The organism is Gelidibacter gilvus, assembly GCF_004115975.1.
Lineage (GTDB): Bacteria > Bacteroidota > Bacteroidia > Flavobacteriales > Flavobacteriaceae > Gelidibacter > Gelidibacter gilvus.
The window spans coordinates 38,715-61,698 of the sequence record NZ_SDDZ01000012.1 but is presented as its reverse complement, the minus strand read 5'-3'; the positions used below and the strand labels follow the sequence as shown (position 1 = coordinate 61,698).

The 22,984-nt window shown below is 38.3% G+C and carries 12 protein-coding genes; 2 read left to right on the top strand and 10 right to left on the bottom strand.

The window, feature by feature from the left end:
- Nucleotides 1–52 precede the first annotated feature (52 nt).
- The 6 genes from ESZ48_RS15530 to uvrA form a co-directional block, all read right to left on the bottom strand.
- On the bottom strand, nucleotides 53–2,464 hold the full coding sequence (locus ESZ48_RS15530; protein ID WP_129018462.1) for an alpha-ketoacid dehydrogenase subunit alpha/beta: 2,412 nt from the start codon (nucleotides 2,462–2,464) through the stop codon (nucleotides 53–55).
- A 142-nt stretch (nucleotides 2,465–2,606) separates the two neighbouring features.
- Nucleotides 2,607–4,982 carry a S9 family peptidase gene (locus ESZ48_RS15525; protein WP_129018421.1) on the bottom strand — a complete coding sequence of 792 codons (2,376 nt, stop codon included), beginning with the start codon at nucleotides 4,980–4,982 and terminating at the stop codon, nucleotides 2,607–2,609.
- A gap of 421 nt (nucleotides 4,983–5,403) precedes the next feature.
- Entirely contained in the window at nucleotides 5,404–8,187 is a 2,784-nt protein-coding gene (locus ESZ48_RS15520) for a gluzincin family metallopeptidase (protein ID WP_223266480.1), read from the bottom strand.
- Nucleotides 8,188–8,508: 321 nt separating this feature from the next.
- Nucleotides 8,509–9,198 (bottom strand): LOG family protein, encoded by a 690-nt coding sequence (locus ESZ48_RS15515; RefSeq protein ID WP_129018419.1) that lies wholly within the window; start codon nucleotides 9,196–9,198, stop codon nucleotides 8,509–8,511.
- A gap of 440 nt (nucleotides 9,199–9,638) precedes the next feature.
- Nucleotides 9,639–9,806, bottom strand: a complete 168-nt coding sequence (locus ESZ48_RS15510) for a lmo0937 family membrane protein (RefSeq protein WP_129018418.1) — start codon at nucleotides 9,804–9,806, stop codon at nucleotides 9,639–9,641.
- Nucleotides 9,807–9,926: 120 nt separating this feature from the next.
- A complete protein-coding gene (uvrA, locus tag ESZ48_RS15505) occupies nucleotides 9,927–12,770 on the bottom strand; it encodes an excinuclease ABC subunit UvrA (RefSeq protein WP_129018417.1) in 2,844 nt (947 codons plus the stop codon).
- A 239-nt stretch (nucleotides 12,771–13,009) separates the two neighbouring features.
- On the opposite strand from uvrA, the gene ESZ48_RS15500 reads away from it, so the two are divergent.
- Entirely contained in the window at nucleotides 13,010–14,713 is a 1,704-nt protein-coding gene (locus ESZ48_RS15500) for an SBBP repeat-containing protein (protein WP_129018416.1), read from the top strand.
- 69 nt (nucleotides 14,714–14,782) lie between these two features.
- Here the strand turns inward: ESZ48_RS15500 and ESZ48_RS15495 are convergent, their stop codons facing one another.
- Both ESZ48_RS15495 and ESZ48_RS15490 read right to left on the bottom strand, forming a co-directional pair.
- Nucleotides 14,783–15,436 carry a response regulator gene (locus ESZ48_RS15495; RefSeq protein WP_129018415.1) on the bottom strand — a complete coding sequence of 218 codons (654 nt, stop codon included), beginning with the start codon at nucleotides 15,434–15,436 and terminating at the stop codon, nucleotides 14,783–14,785.
- Between the two features lie 196 nt (nucleotides 15,437–15,632).
- Nucleotides 15,633–17,654 carry a sensor histidine kinase gene (locus ESZ48_RS15490; RefSeq protein ID WP_129018414.1) on the bottom strand — a complete coding sequence of 674 codons (2,022 nt, stop codon included), beginning with the start codon at nucleotides 17,652–17,654 and terminating at the stop codon, nucleotides 15,633–15,635.
- Between the two features lie 196 nt (nucleotides 17,655–17,850).
- On the opposite strand from ESZ48_RS15490, the gene ESZ48_RS15485 reads away from it, so the two are divergent.
- Nucleotides 17,851–18,372, top strand: a complete 522-nt coding sequence (locus ESZ48_RS15485; RefSeq protein ID WP_129018413.1) for a hypothetical protein — start codon at nucleotides 17,851–17,853, stop codon at nucleotides 18,370–18,372.
- A gap of 369 nt (nucleotides 18,373–18,741) precedes the next feature.
- Here the strand turns inward: ESZ48_RS15485 and ESZ48_RS15475 are convergent, their stop codons facing one another.
- Together ESZ48_RS15475 and ESZ48_RS15470 are read right to left on the bottom strand one after the other, a co-directional pair.
- Nucleotides 18,742–19,461, bottom strand: coding sequence for a hypothetical protein (locus ESZ48_RS15475; protein WP_129018412.1), 720 nt, complete (start codon nucleotides 19,459–19,461; stop codon nucleotides 18,742–18,744).
- A gap of 186 nt (nucleotides 19,462–19,647) precedes the next feature.
- Nucleotides 19,648–22,923: a S41 family peptidase gene (locus ESZ48_RS15470; protein ID WP_129018411.1), complete on the bottom strand. Its 3,276-nt coding sequence runs from the start codon at nucleotides 22,921–22,923 to the stop codon at nucleotides 19,648–19,650.
- Nucleotides 22,924–22,984 lie beyond the last annotated feature (61 nt).

Genomic DNA, 22,984 nt, shown 5'->3' with positions numbered 1-22,984 from the left:
AATTGGGAATAAAATAAGGTATTCAATTCGATAAAAACAAGGCCTTATAAAATTATCTCAGTTTTGGGTAATCATTAGGATTTCCTTCGTGCATCAAGGCATAAACACTTTCAAAAATATCTTCAGTTGAAGGTTTTGAAAAATAATCGCCATCTGTTCCGTACGCCGGTCTATGCGCACGAGCGGTCAATGTTTTTGGCTGACTGTCTAAATATTGGTAAGCGTTTTGTTCGCCCAAGATCGCATTGAGGAGATAAGCCGATGCACCACCTGGGACATCTTCATCTATCACCATCAGTCGGTTGGTTTTGGCGACACTTTTTACAATATCATGATTCAAATCAAAAGGCAATAAGGACTGTACGTCAATCACTTCGGCATCTATCCCAACTTCCAATAATTCTTTGGCTGCCTGTTGTACCAATCGCAAGGTTGAGCCATAGGATACTAAGGTGATATCACTTCCGGTTTTGAGCGTTTCCACAACGCCCAAAGGCGTTTTGAACTCTCCCAAATTGGTTGGCAGTTTCTCTTTAAGTCGGTAGCCGTTTAGGCATTCCACCACTAAAGCAGGTTCATCACATTCTAAAAGTGTATTGTAAAAACCTGCAGCTTTGGTCATATTCCGAGGTACCAAAACATGAATTCCTCTTATCAAATTTAAAACACCTCCCAATTGCGATCCAGAATGCCAAATACCTTCCAGTCTATGGCCTCTTGTCCTAACAATTACGGGCGCTTTTTGTTTACCATGGGTTCTATAATGTAGGGTAGCCAGATCATCACTCATAATCTGAAGCGCATACAAGATATAATCTAAATATTGGATTTCAGCAATCGGGCGTAAACCGCGCATCGCCATCCCTATGCCTTGACCCATAATGGTGGCTTCCCGGATGCCGACGTCAGCAACCCTAAGCTCGCCATATTTTTCCTGTAAACCTTCCAGACCTTGATTGACATCACCAATTTTTCCGGCATCTTCACCAAATATCAAAACTTGTGGATATTTTTTAAATAGCACGTCGAAATTATCACGCAGTACCAATCTGCCATCAACATCTTCTGCAGAAGTATCGTAGGTTGGTAAGACTTCTTTTATATATAATGCCGATTTTTTGGATTGGCTGTACAAGTGTGAGCTGTATTTTGGCTGTATCTTTTCTAAATACGCATCAATCCAGTCGTTTAGGATTTGCTTTTCGTTGGAGTTTTCAGAAATCACATAGCGTAATGATCTTCGAACTGCAGACGCAATGTCTTTTCTAATTGGTTCTGATACATTGGAAAGTTCAGTGATCACACGTTCTATAAAAACCTTGTTGATACTTGAATTTGCCAGATTAGTAATCAGCTGGATAGCTACTTGTTGCTCTTCTTTTATAGGGTTTTGATAATCTTCCCAAGCTAACTTTTTACCTTCTCTAACTTGTTTTTTAATGTTTTTGTCGATGGTATCCAACTCCAGTTCTGTGGAAATACTACTGGTAATGATCCATTCGCGCATTTTACGGATGCAATCATTTTCCATTTCCCAATCTAAACGTTCTTTACTCTTGTAACGTTCATGAGATCCAGAAGTAGAATGGCCTTGTGGTTGTGTCAATTCTACAACGTGAATCAAAACAGGCACGTGTTCTTCTCTGGCTATTTTTGAAGCGCGCTGATAGGTTTCTACCAATGCCACATAATCCCAACCCTTGACTTTTAAAATCTCATAGCCTTTGTGTTTATTGTCACGTTGGAACCCTTTTAAAATTTCTGAGATATTTTCTTTTGTAGTTTGATGTTTGGCATGTACTGAAATACCATATTCGTCATCCCAAACACTGATTACCATAGGCACTTGCAACACACCTGCAGCGTTTATGGTCTCAAAAAACAAACCTTCGCTTGTACTCGCGTTTCCTATAGTACCCCAGGCCACTTCATTTCCATTATTTGAAAATTTTGGGCTGTGAATACCTTTGACATTTCTATATACTTTTGAGGCTTGCGCCAATCCTAGAAGACGAGGCATTTGGCCTGCAGTAGGAGAGATATCGGCACTTGAATTTTTTTGTTCTAACAGATTTTTCCATTCGCCTTTTTCATCCAAACTATGGGTGCCAAAGTGACCGCCCATTTGACGTCCTGCCGACATGGGATCGTGATCAATATTTGGATCGCCATAAAGCCCAGCAAAAAACTGTTGAATACTTAAAGCACCAATGGCCATCATAAAGGTTTGGTCACGGTAATATCCAGAACGGAAATCGCCGTTTTGAAACACTTTGGCCCAAGCCAATTGCGGTACTTCCTTTCCATCACCAAAAATTCCAAATTTCGCCTTTCCAGTCAAAACTTCTCTTCGGCCCAACAGGCTACACTCCCTGCTAGTCATCGCTATTTTATAATCTTTAAGGATTTCTGATTGAAATTCTTCGAAGGAAATGTCTTTGGTTGTTTGTGGCGTCGTTTGCATAAAGTGCTTTTTAGATATTGCAAAAGTAGTCAAAATGGATAGGTTTTGCAATTCAAATTCCATTTCACCTCTCTTATTAATATTTCAATATGTTTATTATAGGCGTTAAAAGTCTGGACGTCAAAACCTGATAATTAAGTTGTTAATCTTTTTTATCTTCCACTAGAGTAGAATTAAACAATTTCAAAATCCGTTTATATTCATCCGTCCAACTGCTTGGTTCAACAAAACCATGGTCTTCTGCGGGATAAACTGCCATTTCCCAATTGTCCTTTCCCAATTCAATTAAACGTTGTGATAACCTGACCACATCCTGAAAATGTACATTCACATCAACCATCCCATGAGCAATGAGCAAATTGCCCTTTAAACCTTCTGCAAAATAAATAGGAGAGGAGCGCTCATAAGCGATAGGGTCATTAAATGGTTCATTTAAAATATTGGACGTGTAGCCATGATTATAGTGCGCCCAATCGGTAACTGATCGTAATGCTGCACCAGAAGTGAAGGTATCCGCTTCATTAAACAATGCCATTAAGGTGATGAATCCGCCGTAACTTCCGCCGTAAATTCCAATTTTATCTTTGTCAACGCCATAATTTTCCACGAGATAATTCGCACCATCCACTTGATCAGAAAGATCCTTTCCGCCCATATGTCTATAAATTCCGGTACGCCAATCTCTTCCATAGCCCGCGCTTCCTCTGTAATCAATATCGATGACCGTATATCCTAAATCGGTCAACAAATTATGGAACATATATTCTCTAAAGTAAGACGACCACCATTTATGTACGTTCTGTAGATAGCCTGCGCCGTGGACAAAAATAACCGCGGCATTATTATTTACCGATGCTTCCGGCACATAAAGTCTCGCAGGTACTTGTGCGCCATCTTCAGCTTTAAATGTGATGAGCTGTGGATCTCTCCAATTATAGGATTTAAAGACATCGGATTGTCCTGAAGTCAATTGAACTGCTTCAGCTTTAGTAGTATTCTTTTTATAATAAAGTTCCCAAGGTTGGTTGCTGTAAGAATGTAAAATAGCCAGGTGTTTTTCATCTGGAGAAAGTGTCACGTCATTATTACCGGTCATAGAGGTCAACTGCTCCATTTTTCCACCCATTAATGGCATTTTATAGAAATGTCTTTCGCCAGGACCAACTTCTGAGGTGGTTAGATACCAACTTTTTTGGTCGTTGGAAATAAACGGATCAAAAACTTCGAAATCTCCTGATGTCAAGGCTTTTTTCTTACCATTGGTGACATCCAAAAGATATAAATGCGAATATCCTGTGGCTTCAGATTGAAAATAAATATGTTTATTATCGGGTAACCAGCCCATGGTACCACCACCCATTGACCAACCAATCCCTGGTCCGGCAATCCACGCTTCGTCACGTTGTCTGTCTAATATAGACAACTCGCCATTAGATAAATCCAATTTGGCAATCCAACGGTCTTTGTTGTCTTTTGAGCGCACGTTAACAATAGCGTATTGGCCGTTATCAGAAAAATAGGCTTGTGACGTGATAACTTCTCGTTCTTTTGCTTCCCATTCCTTGTCTGGATAGTCTTTTACATAGTCTGGTAAATCTGTAATTCCAGGCAGAGAATTGGTTTGAACCTTATAAACAGTATCTTTTTCAATATTATAAATGGCCAACTCCGCTTTAGTTTCGTCATCGCCAACTTTGGAGCGTGTGTTCAAATTTTTTGTATAACTAGACGCATCAATATAATTTGGAACGATGGTAGCGGCGCTCTTTCCACGTTGAAATAGCATGAAAGTCACGTATTTGGCATCAGGAGATATGCGGAGATTGTTCACGTGGTTATCGCCAGTATAATAGGTGTAGGTCTCTTTTCCTTTTCGTGCTTCCCTTATGGTTTTTGAAGTTTCGTTTTTGTCCTCGCGCTCTTTTACAACGCTTAATAATTTGAGGTTTTCTGCTTCCAAATAAGAGGCTTTGTCCGACGATTTTGGATCTTTCTTTTTCGATTCGTCTCCCGATTGTATTTGGGTCAATTTTTTTAGGATGCCACTTTCTTGTGAATAGATATAGGCATTATTATCGGCTTCAAAAGCAATCCAGTCTTCATTGGCCAAGAAATTTGGACTGCCGATGTTTTTAGGGAATTGCAACAACTCTATTTCCTTTCCTGATTTGATATCCAAAATGACCAAAGTGTTGCCTTTAGAATAAATCTTTTTGGTTTTTGATTTATTATAGGTGCCTCTCGAAAAATCGATATCTTTTTCTTCCGTCCAACTTACTTTTTCAATCTTTTTAGGATTTGCCAATTGCACGCGATATAAAGAATCTGAAGGATCAGCATCTTTGTTGTAATTAAAATAAATGCCGTTACTGTTTTGATCCCATTTCACGTTGGAAGGAAACGTACCCATCCATTTTGGATCTTGCATTATTTTTTCTACTGAAAGCTCACTTTGTTGTGCGTGAAGATTGATGAAAAGAAACGAAAAGAGAAGGCTGAAGAAAATGGATTTAGTCATTGGTGTTTTTTGTTAAATGTTTGTGGTCTATAGTTTATGGAATGTGGTCGGTTGTCAATTATTTCGATAGTTATATTTCGATGTTTCTATGTTCAGGTTTACTAATTTAAAACTTAGGATTTAGGTGCTGTCACAAACTTATGAATTTTCAATAAGTTTTGACGATAAGTCCCGATGGTAAAGAATAACCGATATTAATAAGTTCAGAGTTTAAAGTTCAGAGTTTAAAGTTCGGAGTGCAAGATTTAACTTCAAAATTCTTTAGTATCTAGTTAAATGTAAAATCTTCAATTTTAAATTCAATTTCAATTTCGACTTCAACGTCCCGCCTTCGCAAATGCTTCGGACGGGCAGGCAACTTCCCGCCTCCACAAAAGCTTCCCGCCTCCGCAAAAGCTGCGGACGGGCAAGCAACTTTCTCCTAATACCACTTCCGTCTAAAAAGCCCTAAAAGTACCTCCGGATCTACGGTAAATTTTATTCGGATGCGCTGGCTGTAGTTGGGTTCATCAACTTCCCAACCTAAACTTGAATATATCGGGAAATAGAGCTCAAAATAGTCGGTGACCAAATCCAGTTTGATTCCTGAGTCAAAAACAAATTTTGGATTGACTGCCTTGTTTTTAACCAATCCAACATCACCATAAGCCTCAATAAAGCGCCATAGTGTAGTGCTCATATTGGCGGTGGTCATCCATTGGTTGGCAAAAGGCGTTTCTAATTTGGATTTAAAACCACCTTCGGCAATGATGATCTGTTGACTAAAAATCCCTGAAGATTCCGAACGTCCCAAATAGTTATAGTCAAATAAATAATCTGTCGGTCTATCCAACGCAAAGCTGAAATAGTCTGAATTCTCATCGGTATTGTTATAGAGAAATGTGCCTGCAAAAAACCTGAAATTCAATTGTCTATTGCCCTCGGTCAATTTTCGCCATTCATAATTTAGGGCGATTTTACCAAATTTTTTAGCTATCTGAAAATCATAGTAAAATTTAGAATAATCAATCAAATCGGTGTGGGCATTGATGTATCTTATATTGAAAACACTATAATCAGGATCTTTTACAACAACTGTTGATTTATCCTTAACGTTTCTAGAAATGTCCAAATACCTAACATTAATATAACTGGATTTATTAGACCTGAAATTGTCATTATCCCGAAAATACAAAGAGACGCTCGGGCTTATTTTTGTAACAAAGGCATCTTTCGCAAATGAGGCGTAACTGGCACCCAACCCATAGTTAATTCGGAATAAATTTTGATCTTCAAGATGTTGTGTATAGATACCAACGGCGCCCCCTGTGAGGGTTTTTGAATTAAAGCCATATTTGGGTGTGATTTGATAACTTAAGTTTTTCATCAATAAAGTTTTGTTATAAGCCTTGGCGCCTAAGGTGAAACCGTCATAAATATTATTGTATTCTACCAAGGGCATAAAAAACACTTGATTGTAGTTGGGGTCCTCTATGTCTTTAAAAAGTCGGAATTGCAGGGGTTTATTGTTGAAAAACCAGCCTTTTAATGATTTCCAATTATCCCTAAGATTGTATTCAGGAATGATATTGTCATAATTTAGAACCAACTTTGTGGCATCATTGCGCGGGATGGTCAGGGTTTTGGATCCTTGTATGTTTTCAATCCACGTTTTTGAAAGGACAGAATCATTTTTTAAGGTGAAAAGAGAGACAGGAACATTATTTTCTCGTTTGTTCTTAATGGTAAAGGTGACTGAGTCTTCAGATTTTACTACGTTTTTAATCCTGAAATCTATTTTTTTTCTGCTGCCGATATAGTCCTTAAAAAACCAATCCACATCTTTGGTGGTGTTCTTTTTTAACAGGGTTTCAAAATCGGCACTTGTTGTCGGTTTGAGTCTGAAATTTCCGAGATATTCGAAAATAGTTTTTTCAACAATATCATAATCAACAAAGTCATTCAAATATTTCAGTCCGATGCCTGCTTTATATTTTCCTGCGATATTGGCATTAAATTTCAACAATTGATCTTTGGGCAAGGTTAGGGACTGATCTCGATTTGAACGCGCCATTTGCATGAAATACAAATTGTACTGCTCATTGAAATCAACATCGGCTGCATGGAATGACCGGAGCCCCCAAATATTTGCTAAAGTCCCCAATAGCTTAAGATTAGGGTAGTTGTCTTCAACATATTTCATCAGAAAATAAATCTGGATCGCGTCTTTGAGCCAATAGTCCTCTCTCGGATTCAAGAGTAATGTATTATCAAGGTAGTTGTTTAGTGTTGTTTTTAAAAGCTTCAATTCATATTGTAGATTCCCAGGGAAGGGATTAAAGAATTTTGGCAACTGGTTTAACCCATATAGCGGGTCAGTTTTATATTCAATATCGGTGACCAAAAGATAATTATGAGGATATTTCCCTAAGTTTTTTGTGATGAATTGAGTGATCTTATCGGTGATGATGGCACGATCCGCCGGCATAATACCTTCATTCTCCAAATCGGTGATAATTGTAAAGTTATCCGTTTGTACAAAGTTGAATTTTGGGAATCTATTAATATACAGCTTGCTGTCCACACGATCCTTTCCATAATAATAGAAGGTTTGGGTGCTGTCATTTTGTTCGACATCTTGAATGGTGAGTTCAGAATAGATACCGTAATTCTTTGGAAATTCCACTTTCAGATGGATATCCGCTTTTGGCACATAAAGGTCGTTCAAGTTTTTATTACTGTAATAATGCCACTCGCCATCATAAACAGCAGGGGTAATGTACCAATATTTTAAATTGAGCTCATTGTTAGAGGTGGCACCATAATCGGTAAACGTATCATCTGGAAATTGTAAATTATAAGACAGTTCAATATGATACGATGCGTTGGGCAATAAAGGTTCAGATAATTCTACTTCTAAAACATCTGGATGGGATTTTAATCTTGTGTGATTAAGTTCTTGACCTGCACTGTCTTTTAAGGAGGTGATGTTTGTAAAGCCACGCATATCATTTTTTGCAAAATGGAATTTGGTGCTATATTCTTCTGCAAACCTTTTGGCTAAAGGTGTGTGTTTTGTGGAAAAACTGTTGCTCCAATCGTTGAGGTAGATTTTACTCAACGTGTCATTTGTAGTGTTTTGGTAGCTAAGGGTTTGCGCTATTTTTGCGTTCTTTTGTTGCATGTTAAAGCGTGCATCAATGTCGATCTTATTTTGACCGATCATAAATGCCGAATAAAACAGTATAAAACTTAAAAGAAAACGTCTTTTCAATGGGTTATAATAAACTTTAAAGGTTTAAGATTTTTGTAATGAAACCATGGTGTGCAGGTTCTTTACAAAAGAATAAATCATGGTGAGATATATAACGAATTTTAGGTGTTTATGGTTTTAAATCTACGAAAAGGAACTTAAAACTTGCAATGGCAATTCCATAGTTTAGGACCTATTTTTCAATAATAACTTTCAAATGAACCCTCAATGTTTTATATTTCATTAAGGGTTCAGGTTGAAATTAATGTCTAAAAGAATATAGGATTGCATTACTTAGAAATTCGGGCTCAGTTCAAATTCTTTATAGAAGTTGTCCAAAATGGTCAGTACTTCATCAGGTGTATCTACCAAATGGATGAGATCCAAGTCCTTCTCGCTGATATTACTAAAAGAGTCCAAAACTGCGGTTCTTACCCAATCCAAAAGACCTTTCCAAAATTCAGTACCCACTAATATAATAGGGAATTCTTCAATTTTGTTGGTTTGGATGAGTGTGATGGCTTCAAACAATTCGTCTAAGGTTCCAAAGCCTCCAGGCATCACAACAAAACCTTGAGAGTATTTTACGAACATGACCTTTCTCACAAAAAAATAATCAAAATCCAAGCTTTTATCAGCGTCTATATATGGATTGTCGTGTTGTTCAAAAGGCAGATCAATGTTCAATCCCACCGAGGTGCCGCCTGCAATATGCGCACCTTTATTTCCTGCTTCCATAATTCCGGGACCACCACCAGTGATGACACCGTAACCGTGTTCCACAATTTTTTTCGCTATTTCCTCTGCTAATTTATAATATTTATGATCTGGCTTGGTACGTGCTGAACCAAAAATAGAAACGCAAGGTCCTATTTTGCTTAATTTTTCATAACCGTTGACAAACTCACCCATTATTTTAAAAATGGCCCAAGAATCGTTGGTTTTTATTTCATTCCAAGCTTTACTATGTTTTTCTAATCTCATTATATGTTTGATCTATTTTTTATTGATTATTTTTATTTATTCTTGATAGCTTGTTCTCGGCTCTCAGTCTTCAGTCTTCAGTTACAGTTATCGGACTCCGTCATCCCTCACTTCTAATCCCTAATCCCAAATCCCTAATGCCTACACCCTAATGCCCAGTCAGCTATATAGCAACTCGCCAAAACAGACAAATTTAATGGAAAATAACATAATAACTTCCATTCAATCGGTTTTAAAACCGTTTTGTTAGGAATTTCCAAATTACTAATGGCGAGCTATAGTTCCAATCTAAATTCTCTCCTGTAAAATACGCTGTTACCGCTCGATTTACTTGAGTTTTAAAAGTAGCAACCTTTAATAATTTAAACAAAAAAAAGAGACAAATCGTAAGATTTGCCTCTTTATAAGTTCATGTCTTGTTATCCTATTCTAATCTTGATTTAGAGTGGTTTACGACCAGCAATGATATTGTAAAGAATAGCAATGACGGCGATCACCAATAGAATGTGGATCAAATTGTTAGTAGCTAATCCCTCTACAACACCCAAAAATCCTAAAAGCCACACTACAATACAAATTACGGCTACAAGCCAAAGAATACCTCTCATAATTGTTAGTTTTAAAGTTATCTTACTAATGTACTAAAGATTTTGACGCAATTATGCGCTGTTATGAATAAATCTTTAACATTTTTCATAAAACTTATAAAAAAACAGATTGGAATTCTACTAGCTTTGATAGCTTTCAAGCTCTTTTTTGAGGAATTGTGCCGTATAGCTCGTCTTGTGTTTGGCTACTTCTTCTGGCGTCCCTTCCACAATAACCTGGCCGCCACCTTTGCCGCCTTCATAGCCAATATCAATAATATAATCCACAGTTTTGATGACGTCCATATTATGTTCAATAATTAAAATGGTGTTGCCTTTGTTGACGAGTTTGTTCAACACATTCATCAACACGCGGATGTCTTCAAAATGTAAACCGGTGGTTGGTTCATCAAGAATATAAAAAGTGTTTCCTGTATCACGTTTACTCAATTCCGTAGCTAGTTTAATGCGTTGTGCCTCACCTCCAGACAAGGTGGTACTTTGTTGACCAAGGGTGATATAACCCAAGCCAACATCTTTAATGGTTTGTAGTTTTTTGTGGATTTTCGGAATATGCTCAAAGAAATCAACCGCTTCATTAATGGTCATATCCAGCACATCACTGATGGATTTTCCTTTGTAACGAATCTCTAAGGTTTCTCGATTAAAACGTTTCCCATGGCAGGTTTCGCATTCCACATAAACATCTGGAAGGAAATTCATTTCAATAACCCTTAAACCACCTCCTTGACAGGTTTCGCAACGGCCGCCTTTCACATTAAAGCTAAAACGTCCAGGTTTATAACCACGAATCATGGCCTCAGGAATTTTCGCAAACAAACTCCTAACTTCGTCAAAAGTCTTGGTGTAGGTTGCCGGATTACTTCTTGGCGTACGTCCTATGGGCGATTGGTTGATGTCAATGACTTTGTCGATATGTTCCAAACCTTTGATGCTCTTGTAGGGCATTGGTTTTTTAACGCCGTTAAAATAATAGGCATTCAGAATAGGGTAAAGGGTTTCGTTTATTAAGGTCGATTTTCCACTTCCGGAAACACCGGTCACACCAATCATTTTTCCCAACGGGAATTTTACGGAAATATTTTTCAAGTTGTTTCCTGTGCAACCTTTCAGTTCAATGAATTTGCCATTGCCTTCACGCCGTTTCTTCGGAATCTCAATTTGTTTGGTACCATTGAGATAGTCTGCAGTAAGTGTGTTATGGGTTTTTAATTCTTCAGGAGTTCCAACACTGATGATCTCTCCGCCATATTTTCCGGCTTTTGGACCAATATCAATGACATAGTCCGCACTTTCAATCATGTCTTTATCGTGCTCAACAACAATAACAGAATTACCAATATCACGAAGTGCTATTAAAGATTTGATCAACTTTTCATTGTCACGCTGGTGTAATCCAATACTCGGCTCATCCAAAATATAAAGTACACCCACCAATTGAGACCCAATTTGAGTCGCCAAACGGATCCGTTGTGCTTCACCTCCAGACAAGGACTTTGAACTTCTATTAAGTGAAAGATATTCCAAACCTACATCTAATAGAAATTGTAATCGGGTTCTGATTTCTTTGATAATTTCTTCCGAAATCAGCAATTGCTTTTCAGAGATATGAGACGCCAAATTAGAGAACCATTCCGATAAATCAACAATATCCATAGCGGCCAAATCCGCAATATTCAATCCGTTCACTTTAAAATAAAGCGATTCTTGGCGCAAGCGTGAGCCATGACATTCATCACACTCCACCTTGTCCATATATTCTTTTGCCCAGCGTTTCAACGACGTTGTTTCTGCAGCAGCAAATTGGTTTTCTATAAAATTAGCGACCCCTTCAAAATCGATTTTATAATCGCGTGTAACGCCTAAAGTTTTACTTTCTACTGAAAACTTCTCGCTGCCACCATACAAGATCATCTTTTTTGCCTCTTCAGGAATGCTTTTGTAAGGATCGGTCACCTGAAAATTGAACCGTTGTGCAATGGTTTCAAACTGTTTAAAGATCCAACTGTTTTTGTATGGTCCATGTGGGGCGAGTGCACCAGCTTGTATGGAAAGATTATCATCAGGAATGATTTTTTTCTCATTCACCTGATACAGTTTTCCAATGCCGTTACATTTTGGACACGCACCTTTTGGCGAGTTGAACGAGAAATTGTTGGGTTCAGGATTTGGATAGGAAATTCCCGAAGTAGGACACATCAAACTTCTACTAAAATAGCGGGTTTCGTCAGTATCATGATCTAAAACCATTAAAATATCGTCCCCGTGATACATGGCAGTATTGATAGACTCGGTGAGACGTTTATCATTATCATCGGTGTCGTCAATTTTGAGTCGGTCAATGACAATTTCAATATCGTGATTTTTATAACGGTCCAATTTCATGCCTTTGACCAGGTCTTTCACTTCACCATCCGTTCGAACTTTTACAAAGCCTTGTTTTGCAATTTGCTCAAACAATTCGCGGTAATGTCCTTTTCTTGAACGGATCACGGGCGCCAAAATATTGATGCGCTTGCCGTTAAACGTTTCTTTGATCAAGCTTTTGATTTGCTCATCGGTATAACTCACCATTTTTTCGCCAGTGTTATAACTATAAGCATCACTCGCTCTAGCGTATAACAACCGTAAGAAGTCATAAATCTCAGTAATGGTGCCCACAGTGGAACGTGGCGATTTGCTAGTCGTTTTCTGTTCTATAGCGATGACTGGCGACAGGCCATCAATTTTATCAACATCAGGACGTTCCAAACCACCCAAAAACTGACGTGCATAGGCCGAAAATGTTTCGATATAACGCCGTTGGCCTTCGGCATAAATGGTATCAAAAGCCAATGACGATTTTCCACTTCCTGAAAGTCCTGTAATAACTACTAGTTTTTCTCTGGGAATGGAAACATCTATATTTTTTAGGTTGTGAACGCGTGCGCCTTGAACCTCTATAGTCTCTTCAAATTTACTCATATACATAGCTATCTTGCCTGATTTACAGACAAGTTTGCAAAGGTACAGATTATGAAGTAAAAAATGAAGGAGTTGATATTTAGAGTTTTGTTAAATAATGTTGATTGGAAGATGACAGGTCAAGAGTGATCTAAGCAATTATTGGAGGGTTGAAAAAAGTAAGAATATTATGATGACATTTTATCTTTTTACCGATGGTAACTATAAATAGAACATTTTAACTTTAAAATCAACGCATTATGAATTTAAAAATTACATTTTTCACTCTTATGACGAGCCTGTTTATAGTAAACATGTCACTTTACGCTCAGAACCCGACTTTTGAATGGGTAAAGCAGATTGGTGGCAATGGTACAGTGGTAGCCTCTACAATTACCCCTGATTTAAATGGGTATCTCTTCGTTGCGGGACAGTTTTCAGGAACCTCTGATCTGGACCCAGGAACGACCACGTCCAGTTTTACATCCAACGGATATACGGACGTCTATATTCAAAAATTGGATGGGGATGGCAATTTGCTTTGGGTTAAAAAATTTGGTGGTCTCTCTGAAGAATATGCTCTTTCTATCACTACTGACGCTGCCGGAAACGTTTACACCTCAGGGATTTTTGCTGCAACTGTAAACTTTAACCCTGATGGTGAACCTGCAAATTTAACTGCAATTGGCAGTTATGATACCTTCATAACTAAACATGATACCAACGGCAATTTTCAATGGGTCAAACATTTGGGTGGTATTGAAAATGATTATGGATATGCCATTCGCACCGATTCGACCGGTGGCGTTTATATTTGCGGGTTTTTTCGTGAAACAGTAGATTTTGATCCAGGAGAGGGCGTCTATAATGTTACTTCAAATGGTGATTCCGATATGTTTCTGCTAAAACTAGATACTGACGGTGATTTTATTTGGATGAAGCAAATTGGAGGTGTTTTGTCAGAATACCCCCTTTCTATAGCGTTAGATTCAGGTAATAACATCTATATGACAGGGGACTTTAAAGGCACGGTAGATTTTAATTCTAGAGCGGGTGATGCTACTTTAATCTCGGCAGGTAATGAGGATATCTTCGTTCTGAAAATTGATGGAAATGGCGATTTTATATGGGTAAAACAAATGGGAGGCAAAGGTGTCGATAAAGGAACTTCCATTTCTGTAGATGCTCAGGGAAATGTCTATACAACAGGTCATTATATGCAAACTGTAGATTTTGACCCAGGTGAAGGTACTTATAATATGACGACTACAGGCAGTTCAAATATATTTGTTCAAAAACTGGACACCAACGGGAATTTTTTATGGGCGAACTATATGGGCGGACTAGGAAGTGATGCGGGGACATCCATCACGAACGATGCTGATGGCAACGTTATCGTTACTGGAAACTTCTATAATCAAGCTAGTTTTGACTCAGGCGCTGGAAACTTGAGTTTAACCTCTCATGGAAATTATGATATGTTTATTCAAAAATTTGATTCTGATGGCCAGCATATTTGGCTTAAACAGATGGGAGGTTCAGGTATAGATAACGCTATGTCTACAGTTATTGACGCCTCAGGAAAAATTTACACTGTTGGATATTTTCAACTTTTAGCCGATTTTAATATCGGTGAAAGTAATGGTAAACTGACCTCTAACGGGGGTTATGATGGTTTTATACAAAAACTGTCGATGGAAACCATGGGGCTGGACTCCGCGTTCTCCGATGGTTTGAAGCTGTATCCCAACCCTACAAAAGGCGACTTTTCAGTTACTTTTAAAATTGAGCAGCCTAAGGTTTCCGTAAGATTGCTTTCTATTACGGGACAAGTGCTTATGGAAGACAAATTTCACAACACAAAGAAAATTGATTTGGAACTACATCAGCCCAATGGCTTGTATTTTCTAGAAATCCTTGATCATCAGGCTAAAAAGACGGTGATGAAAATTGTAAAAGATTAAGACCATTTTTAGGTAATAGGACGGTGTGGATGGTTAAAGGATTATCCACACTTTTCTATTTACAAATCATCAATCCAATCCCTTAAATTCTTTGGCCCATTTGATTAGGTTATCTGCTGCAGGATCGAGATTCAGCTTTTCGATAATATTTGTGCGGTGTTTTTGTATGGTTCTTGGCGAAACACATAGCATATCACTGATTTCAGTAGAGTTTTTATCTTGAGCTATCAGTTGAATGATTTTGCGTTCAGAAGGTGTTAACAATGTCAGTTTTTTGAGTTCACTTTCGGCATTTGCTTCAAGATCAGTCCCCAGGGATTTACTATAATAAACTGTGCCATTGAGAACTGTCGCAATACAGTTTTCAATTTCTTCTATGCTATCCTCTTTTAAAAGATATCCGTGAACGCCCAAGTTTTTAGCTTGTAAAACAAAGTTTTTCTGCTTGTGATAGGTCATCACAATAAAACGTGTTTTTAAATTTAAAATGTCTATACATTTTGCCATCACTTCAAAACCGTTTAGCAACGGCATTTCAATATCTAATAGCGCAATATCAGGGTTTAAATCAGTGATTGTACCTACCGCTTCCATGCCATTTTCTGCCGTACCAATAATCTGATATCCTGCTTGTTCAAGTTCTTGTTTTAGACCTTTTAACATAATCGGATGGTCTTCAGCAATAACGATAGTGGTGCTTTTCTTCGGGGTAGCGGTTTTCAAGGGATGTAGGTTTTATCTTATGTAAAAATACATTTTAATGAATGGATAGTAGTATTTAAATTCAAATAATTCAGCATTTGATCTACTTTACCGCGCTATAGATTGATTTCTTTATTGGGTAAATTAACAGTGATATTTTGAAGTTCCCGAACTTCTGTATTACTGTAAACCTCAAATTTTATGAATTAGTTTTTAACTAGGCATTTGTAATAGGTAGCTTTATCATAAGCGTGGTGCCCTTGCCTAAGCTGGATTCCACCTCCAATTTCGCCGAAATTATTTTACAACGTTCCACAAGCGATTTCATTCCTAAACTTTTGGAGGTGTTCAATGCTTTATGATAATCAAATCCTTTTCCGTTGTCTTTTATAGTCATGATGATCGTGTTCGATAAGATTTCTATACTTACAAATACGGCTTTGGCTTCGGCGTGTTTTAGCACGTTGTTTAATGATTCTTGAAGCATCCTGTATAAGTGCAAGGCTTTATCTTTGGTAATGAGCTTGTCGGCGTTCTCCAGTTCCAAGGTGAAAAAGACCTCGGTGTTTTCATCCAATTCATTGATTAAATCTTCTATAGCTGACGTAAAGCCTAAGCGCTCTAATGTTGCGGGATATAAGCCCTGTGAAATAGTACGAAGATTGGTCAAAGTATCATTCGCCAAAGTTCCAAATAACGGATCATCAATAGTTTTTAGTTTTCGGGTTAAAAGCATGAGCTGTTGCCCTACAGAATCATGCAGTTCGAAAGCCAATCGAGTGCGTTCCTGCTCTTGGGTATTAATGATGTCCTGTGTGAACAGTTCCTGTAATTTTTGTCGTCGTTTAGTATTGTTATTTGAACGAACAATCGTTACAAAACCAAATAGGCCCAATAATCCCATGCCACCAAACAGCAACCACTGATTTTTTACTTTGTTTTCAGAATTGAGCAAGGCGATATTGCTTTTTTGATTTTGGATGGTTAAATCGCGTTTTTCAGTCTCATAAATCGTTTGGTAATAGGCTAAAACACGCGTTTTTTGAATACTGCCAATCGAATCTTTAATTTTAGTGTAATTTTTAAAGTGTGAAAAAGCTTTCTCCTTATTTCCTATATTTTGATAGACTTCAGACAGAAATAATTCCGATTCTTGAATTTCCTCATATTGATCTCCGCCAATTTTGAGATTGTAAAGCGTCAAACCATACTTCAAAGCGTTCTCATAATCCTTTTGGGCAAACGCCACTCTCATTTTGGCGTTTAAGAAATAATGGGCGTTTTGTCCTGAAGTATTTTCATCATCAAGTTCCAATTCTTTTATGAGTTTTTCTGCTTGCTGAAGGCTGTCACTTTCTGCCAAAGCTGCCGCCAACCCCGATTTTAATGCAGGTTCAAAGTAATCTTTGTTTTCTGAAATCTGATTTTCTGTCAATGCCAATTTCAGATTTTTAATACGACTGCCTTGTAAATTCATTTTATTGTCGTCAGCTGCATTGTTATAATAGATGATAGGCAAATTAGGGAAGGAATTGGATATTTTGGCCAATTTTATGAGCTCATTCCTTTCTTTTTTTGCTGCTTCATAAAATCCGTTTTTACTGTAAAGAATTGACATGGAGTTTTTTGTATTCAGCCACATGAGCGTGTCCTTTTTATTTTGAAAAAGGGTTGCTGCTTCTTGAAGTTCTAAAGAAGCTTCGCCAAATTTTCCATTGTTTACATGTGCCATCGCTATTGCAAATTTGGAGAGTTCTACATATTTAGACTTGTATTTTTTGGCATAAACATAAGCGCTGTCAAAAAGTTTTATGGCTTCCTCAAAATGTCTTGACTCATAATAAACATAAGCTGCTTCATAATAAAAATCATCTAAAATATTCGGTTTTGACACTTGAGGTAATAGGGGATAAGCCGCCTTGATTATCTTTTTGGCCTCTTTATAATCGTTAGTTCCATAATTGTGGTAATTGATAAAATTGATCGCGTGTTTCATGGCCATGTCCACAGAATCCATTTTTTGGGCAAAAGAAATCGTGACACGAAAAATAGAATCACTATTAAAAGTGCTGTCGTACCTAATTTCACCAGCCAAACTATCCAGATATTTTAAGCGATCCTGATTGGAAGTTTCTTTATGGGCGTTTTCCCAAATACTTTTATTTTGCTCTAAATCTCTGTCTTGTGCTTTGGAAAATATCGGAATAATAAAGAGTAGGCTTAAGATATATAATCTCATTAGGCTTGCGGTTTGGATAAAAATAAATTTTAAAAAGATAAAAAAAGATAAATGTGGTGTTTTAGATCTGTAAAAAATGAAATCATCTCATTTTTTGTTAACAAATTACGAAGTCAGGAGTACTTCTACTTCAAAAATAATGGAGGAATAGCAGCAGATTTGTTATTATTGTATTTCAAAATTTAAAACTCAAGACATGCAATTATTAGGAATCAGTTCTAGAATTAATCACCCAGAATTTGGCAAAGGCGTCGTCACCAACGTGACCTCAAAACATTATTGGGTGACGTTTATTGATAGCGGATTGGAAACAATAGACTTGGATAGCGACTTTGAAGTGATTGAAGCCGCCGAAGATGATGTAGATACCATCAGTTTTCATGAAGTGGAAAGTACTTTAAAAGCCATCTTGAAAAAATGGAGTGATGTGAGCGAAGTGGTCAACATTGGCGATAAATGGAAAGGTGGGAAGCTCATTATGCAACCTGGCGACACCAAATTAAAACCAACCGAAATTCCTATCGATACGTTTTTTCATAAAATCACCATGGTTCGTGACCGACTTCGTGTGATGGAACAAAAGATCAATAGCAGCAATCTTGAAGAACAGGAAAAAATTGATTTGCAGCAGTACATCACCAGAAGCTACGGGAGTTTAACATCGTTCAATGTGTTGTTTAAACTTAAGGACCATAATTTTGTGGGACAGAGAGGGTAGTTTTCAGTTGGCAGTATTCAGTCGCAGTTGGTAATTGGGCCTTGGTTATGAGTGGTGAGTAGGGAGTGGTGAGTGTTGAATGGTGAGTGGTGGTCCATCTCAGAATTTTTTGGGACTGTCTCTTAAAGGGTGTAACTCTGTGACTACTTTGTGGTCCCTTTGTGATATAGTTTTTGAAATGTTTATGCTTTCTGATAAAATGTCTAAAATAGTTTTGGAATTCACTTACGATATTTTATTTTACACTGAACACTGAACACTGAACACTGAACACTGAACACTGAACACTGAACACTGAACACTGAACACTGAACACTGAACACTGAACACTGACGTTGTCCGCTCGTAGCAGTTGTGTAGTCGGGAACACTATTCCCTTCCTATCAAATCCGTAATCTCAAACCCAAAGACCATAAACTTATGAAAGCTTGGTAATTGCGCACCACTTTCAGTTGTAGTCCAATCGTTCCAAGAGGCTTCCAATCCGTTAATGGGTAGAATGTCCACCCACATCTGGAAACTCGTTGGTTTTCCAGAAGCATCCAAGTGCCATAAATAAGAATCTCCGGGCGTTGTTCCACCTGAAGTGTAAGTCACTAAAAGTGCTTCTGATCCATCTTCTAAAGTCACTATACGCCGTTCAGTTCCAGAATCAAAAACCTTATAGGGTGCCACAAGCCAAAACGAATCGTTATTAAAGTTGGAAACCGCTTTTTCGATGAGTTTTTTAGAAGAATCCGTGTCCACTTTTTGGTCGTTATGAAACGCCTCGCTTTTGGATGGATCGTTCAAATCGAGATCTACGCGATAGGATTTCCAATACACTTGGCATGTGTTTTCGGCCTTGTTCCATTTATAATGGTGCCGTTTACTAAAAGTCCATTCAATGTAGTTTGTGCTTTTATAAGCTTCATGATCTAAAGCATTGAGCATTTTAGTTGCCAATAATTCTGCTTGTTCACCTTTTATCCCTGATGGTAAATCCTCATCATATTTAAGATATAAAAAACCGAAGAAGAGAAGGGTAGGGAGTGTGAAGAACACAATCACCCCAGCAATTATTTTTAGTATTTTTTTTGGTTTAGCCAATTGATGTGGGTTTAATTTGCGAAGATAGGTGTTTCACGGGGTTGTGACACAGAGTTTCGCTGGGTTGTTACTCAGAGTTTCGCAGACCTGCCTACTGCCGATGCAGGGTTTCACAGAGCTACGCAGAGTTTTATCTTATGACTATCAGTAATTATTAAATCTCCGTGAATCTCTGTGATACAACTCCTAATTTTCCTTTTCGTAACCAGCAGGACGTTTCCATCTTACCGGCGCCGCTGGTTCTGGTTTCATTTCAAATTCTTGGGTTTCCAAAAGTTTTAAAGCTTCTTTGACGCCACGTTCCAATTGTGGATCCCTTCCATTCATCGTTAATTTTGGTTCTTGAATGACTTCAATGTCCGGGGCTACACCTTCGCCTTCAACGGCCCATTCGCCATTGACATCATAAAAACCACCACGTGGTGCGACCATGCGTCCGCCATCAATAAAAGGTGGTGTATCCCAAGTGCCCACTAATCCGCCCCAAGTTCTGGTGCCAATCAACGGTCCGATTTTTTTCGCTTTAAACATATAAGGAAGTAAATCACCCCCCGAACCTGCGCGTTCATTAATCAACATTACTTTTGGTCCCCAAATCCCGGCCATTGGCGTTGTCCATGGTCGGTTGTCATTTGTTTTGCTATTGAAGTATCCAAAAAGTTCGCGAGACATAATATCGATCATATAATCAGCAGCCGATCCGCCACCATTATTACGCTCGTCAATAATAACACCCTTTTTATCCTGTTGTGAGAAATAATATCTGTTGAAGGATGCAAATCCGCCCTGACTCGTATTCGGAACATACACATATGCCAATTTACCATTAGAAAGTTCGTCCACCTTCTTACGGTTGCCTTCCACCCAGTCCATATAACGCAGACCTCTTTCATTCGCCACAGGCTTTACCAAAAATGATTTGGCACCAGTTTTTGTCGATTTGCTGTTGACTTCAATCGTGGTTTCTCGATTTGCAGTTTGTTCCAATAGGCTGTAAATATTCTCATTTGGATTCACCATTTTACCATTGATGGAAATAATATAATCGCCTTCCTTCACGTGGATTCCCGGCAAACCTAAAGGTGAGTAGGTATCTGGATTCCAAGTTTCACCAGTGAAAATTTTACTGATGCGATAGCCATCTGGGGTCCATTCAAAGTCGCAGCCCAACAATCCCACTGGCACACGATCAATTTTGGGCATATCACCACCAGACACGTAGGAATGTCCAATGGATACTTCGCCACTCATGATATCGATCACATAGTTCAAGTCTGTTCTATGGCGCACATGGTCAATCCACGGCGCATACCATTCATAAACCGTATCCCAAGGTGCACCATGCACGTTATTTACATAAAGGAAATCACGCATATAACGCCAGCCTTCTTTATACATTTGATGGTATTCTTCCTTTGGATCAACTTTTATTTTAAGATCCATTTTGAGCTTTTCATCATCTTTTGGTGGTTTAGAGGTAGCGACAATGCTCCAGTTGTTGTTTTGTCTGATCAATGCACTTTCACGATCGGAAGAAACGACCATCTCGGAAATGTTTTTCGCATAATCCGTGGCTTTTCCATCTTCTAAACTATAACTGTGTATTTTCTGTGCCTCTTCATTAGGAACAGTTTCTGCAACAAAAACAATAGTCTTTGGTCCTTTTATCAATCCAACATAATTAGCTTGTTTAAGTTGAAGAGGTACAATGCGATTGAAAATATTTTCTTTATCAATGACGATTTTTGGGACTTCAGCTACGATATCTTTGTCTTTGGAATCATCCTTCTTCTTTTTGTCGTCTTTTTTAGCTTCTGTTTTATCGTCCTTCTTCTTGGACTTCTCTTCATCCGTTTTTGGAAGGATAGGCGCATCATCTTTAGTGTTTAAAACGATGGCATAAAGCCCACGGGTCACATTCACATCATAAGAACTCATGTCCAACCAGCCTGAGGTAAGTCCGTAATTGGTACTTGCCAAAGTGAAAATATACTTTCCTGAAGCATCCCAAACCGGGGTTATGGCATCGGCCATTCCATCTGTAATTTGAATGTTCTCATTGGTTTCTACATTATAAACAAAAATCGACTTAAAATGACTTTCCAATTGTTTGGCGTAGGCAATCCATTTACTGTCAGGGGACCAAACCGGATTCATGGAGCGTTCAGGATGCGCATACCGATCCGTATCTGCCTTAACTGCTTTTTTAGTCTCTAGATTCAGCACCCAAATATTATAATCGGTATCTGTATAGGCAATGTATTTGCCATCATTGGACCATTCAGGTTTAAAGAAGAACGTGGCATTGGGCAGGGTAATTTCCTCTTGATTGTTACCATCTTGATCGGCTACAACCATTTTGTAATTCCCGCTGACATCAGAAAACCAGGCTATTTTATCACCTTTGGGAGACCAAACGGGGCTGCGGTCGGCCACTCCTGATGAGTTGGTGAGATTGCGCCAAGAACCATGTTCTTTGGGCACCGTAAAGATGTCTCCGCGATGCTCAAAAACAGCGCGCATGCCTTTAGGAGAGATTTGTGGATTGCTTAAACTGCTTGCAGCAACGTCTTCCCAACGCGGTCTGGCAAAATTCAAATCGCCTGTTGCCGTGATATGTAATTGTTTGGTATCTAAAGTTTCCACATTTAAAAGATGGAGATAGCCACCTTGTTCATAAACAATTTGATTTTGATTGGCGCTTAAACTTTTAACGTCGAATTTTTTGTGAAAGGTGATTTGTTTTTCAGTTTTGGTTTTCGGATCGAAGGACCAGATATTACTGGTATAATCACGTTCTGATAAATAATATACCACGCCGTTTAACCATTTCGGATCTAAATGACGCTCTTTATCCAATTGTGGCGTGGTGATCAAATCTTTTGTTTCTAAATCCACAATCCAGATGGGCATGGCTTGTCCGCCGCGATAATTGCGCCATTCAGGATCCCAGGAAGTAATTGGCGTATAGGCGATAAACTTTCCATCGGCAGAAATATCGCCGTAGGCAGCTCTTTGTAAATCTAGAGCTTCTGGAAAACTATCTTCAGTTCCAATAGTATATAGTTTTGTGGATGCAGTTGGTTTGCCTTCACGACCTGAACGAAACAGAATTTTGTTGTCTGGCGTCCATCCTTCAACATAGTCACCATCGGGATGGAAGGTCAAACGCTTTGGTTCGCCACCTTCTGAAGGCATGATATACACATCGGAATTCCCGTCATATTCTGCTGTAAAAGCAATTGTTTTGCCGTCTTTGGAAAAATGCGGATTGGATTCGTAGCCTTCGCCACTGGTCAATCGCATTGCTGTACCTCCATTTAGAGGTGCTTTCCATAAATCGTTGGCATAAATAAAAACAACTTCGGTTTTTGAAATGCTGGGCTGTCTCAGCAATTGGGTGCCTTGAGAAAATATCGAAAGTGAGAAAAGCAAGGCGAAGATAACGAGGGAATTTTTCATGATGGGTTGGATTAAAAAAATATCTTTAAAGTGTAAGTTATATAAATTTATGAAATCGGCA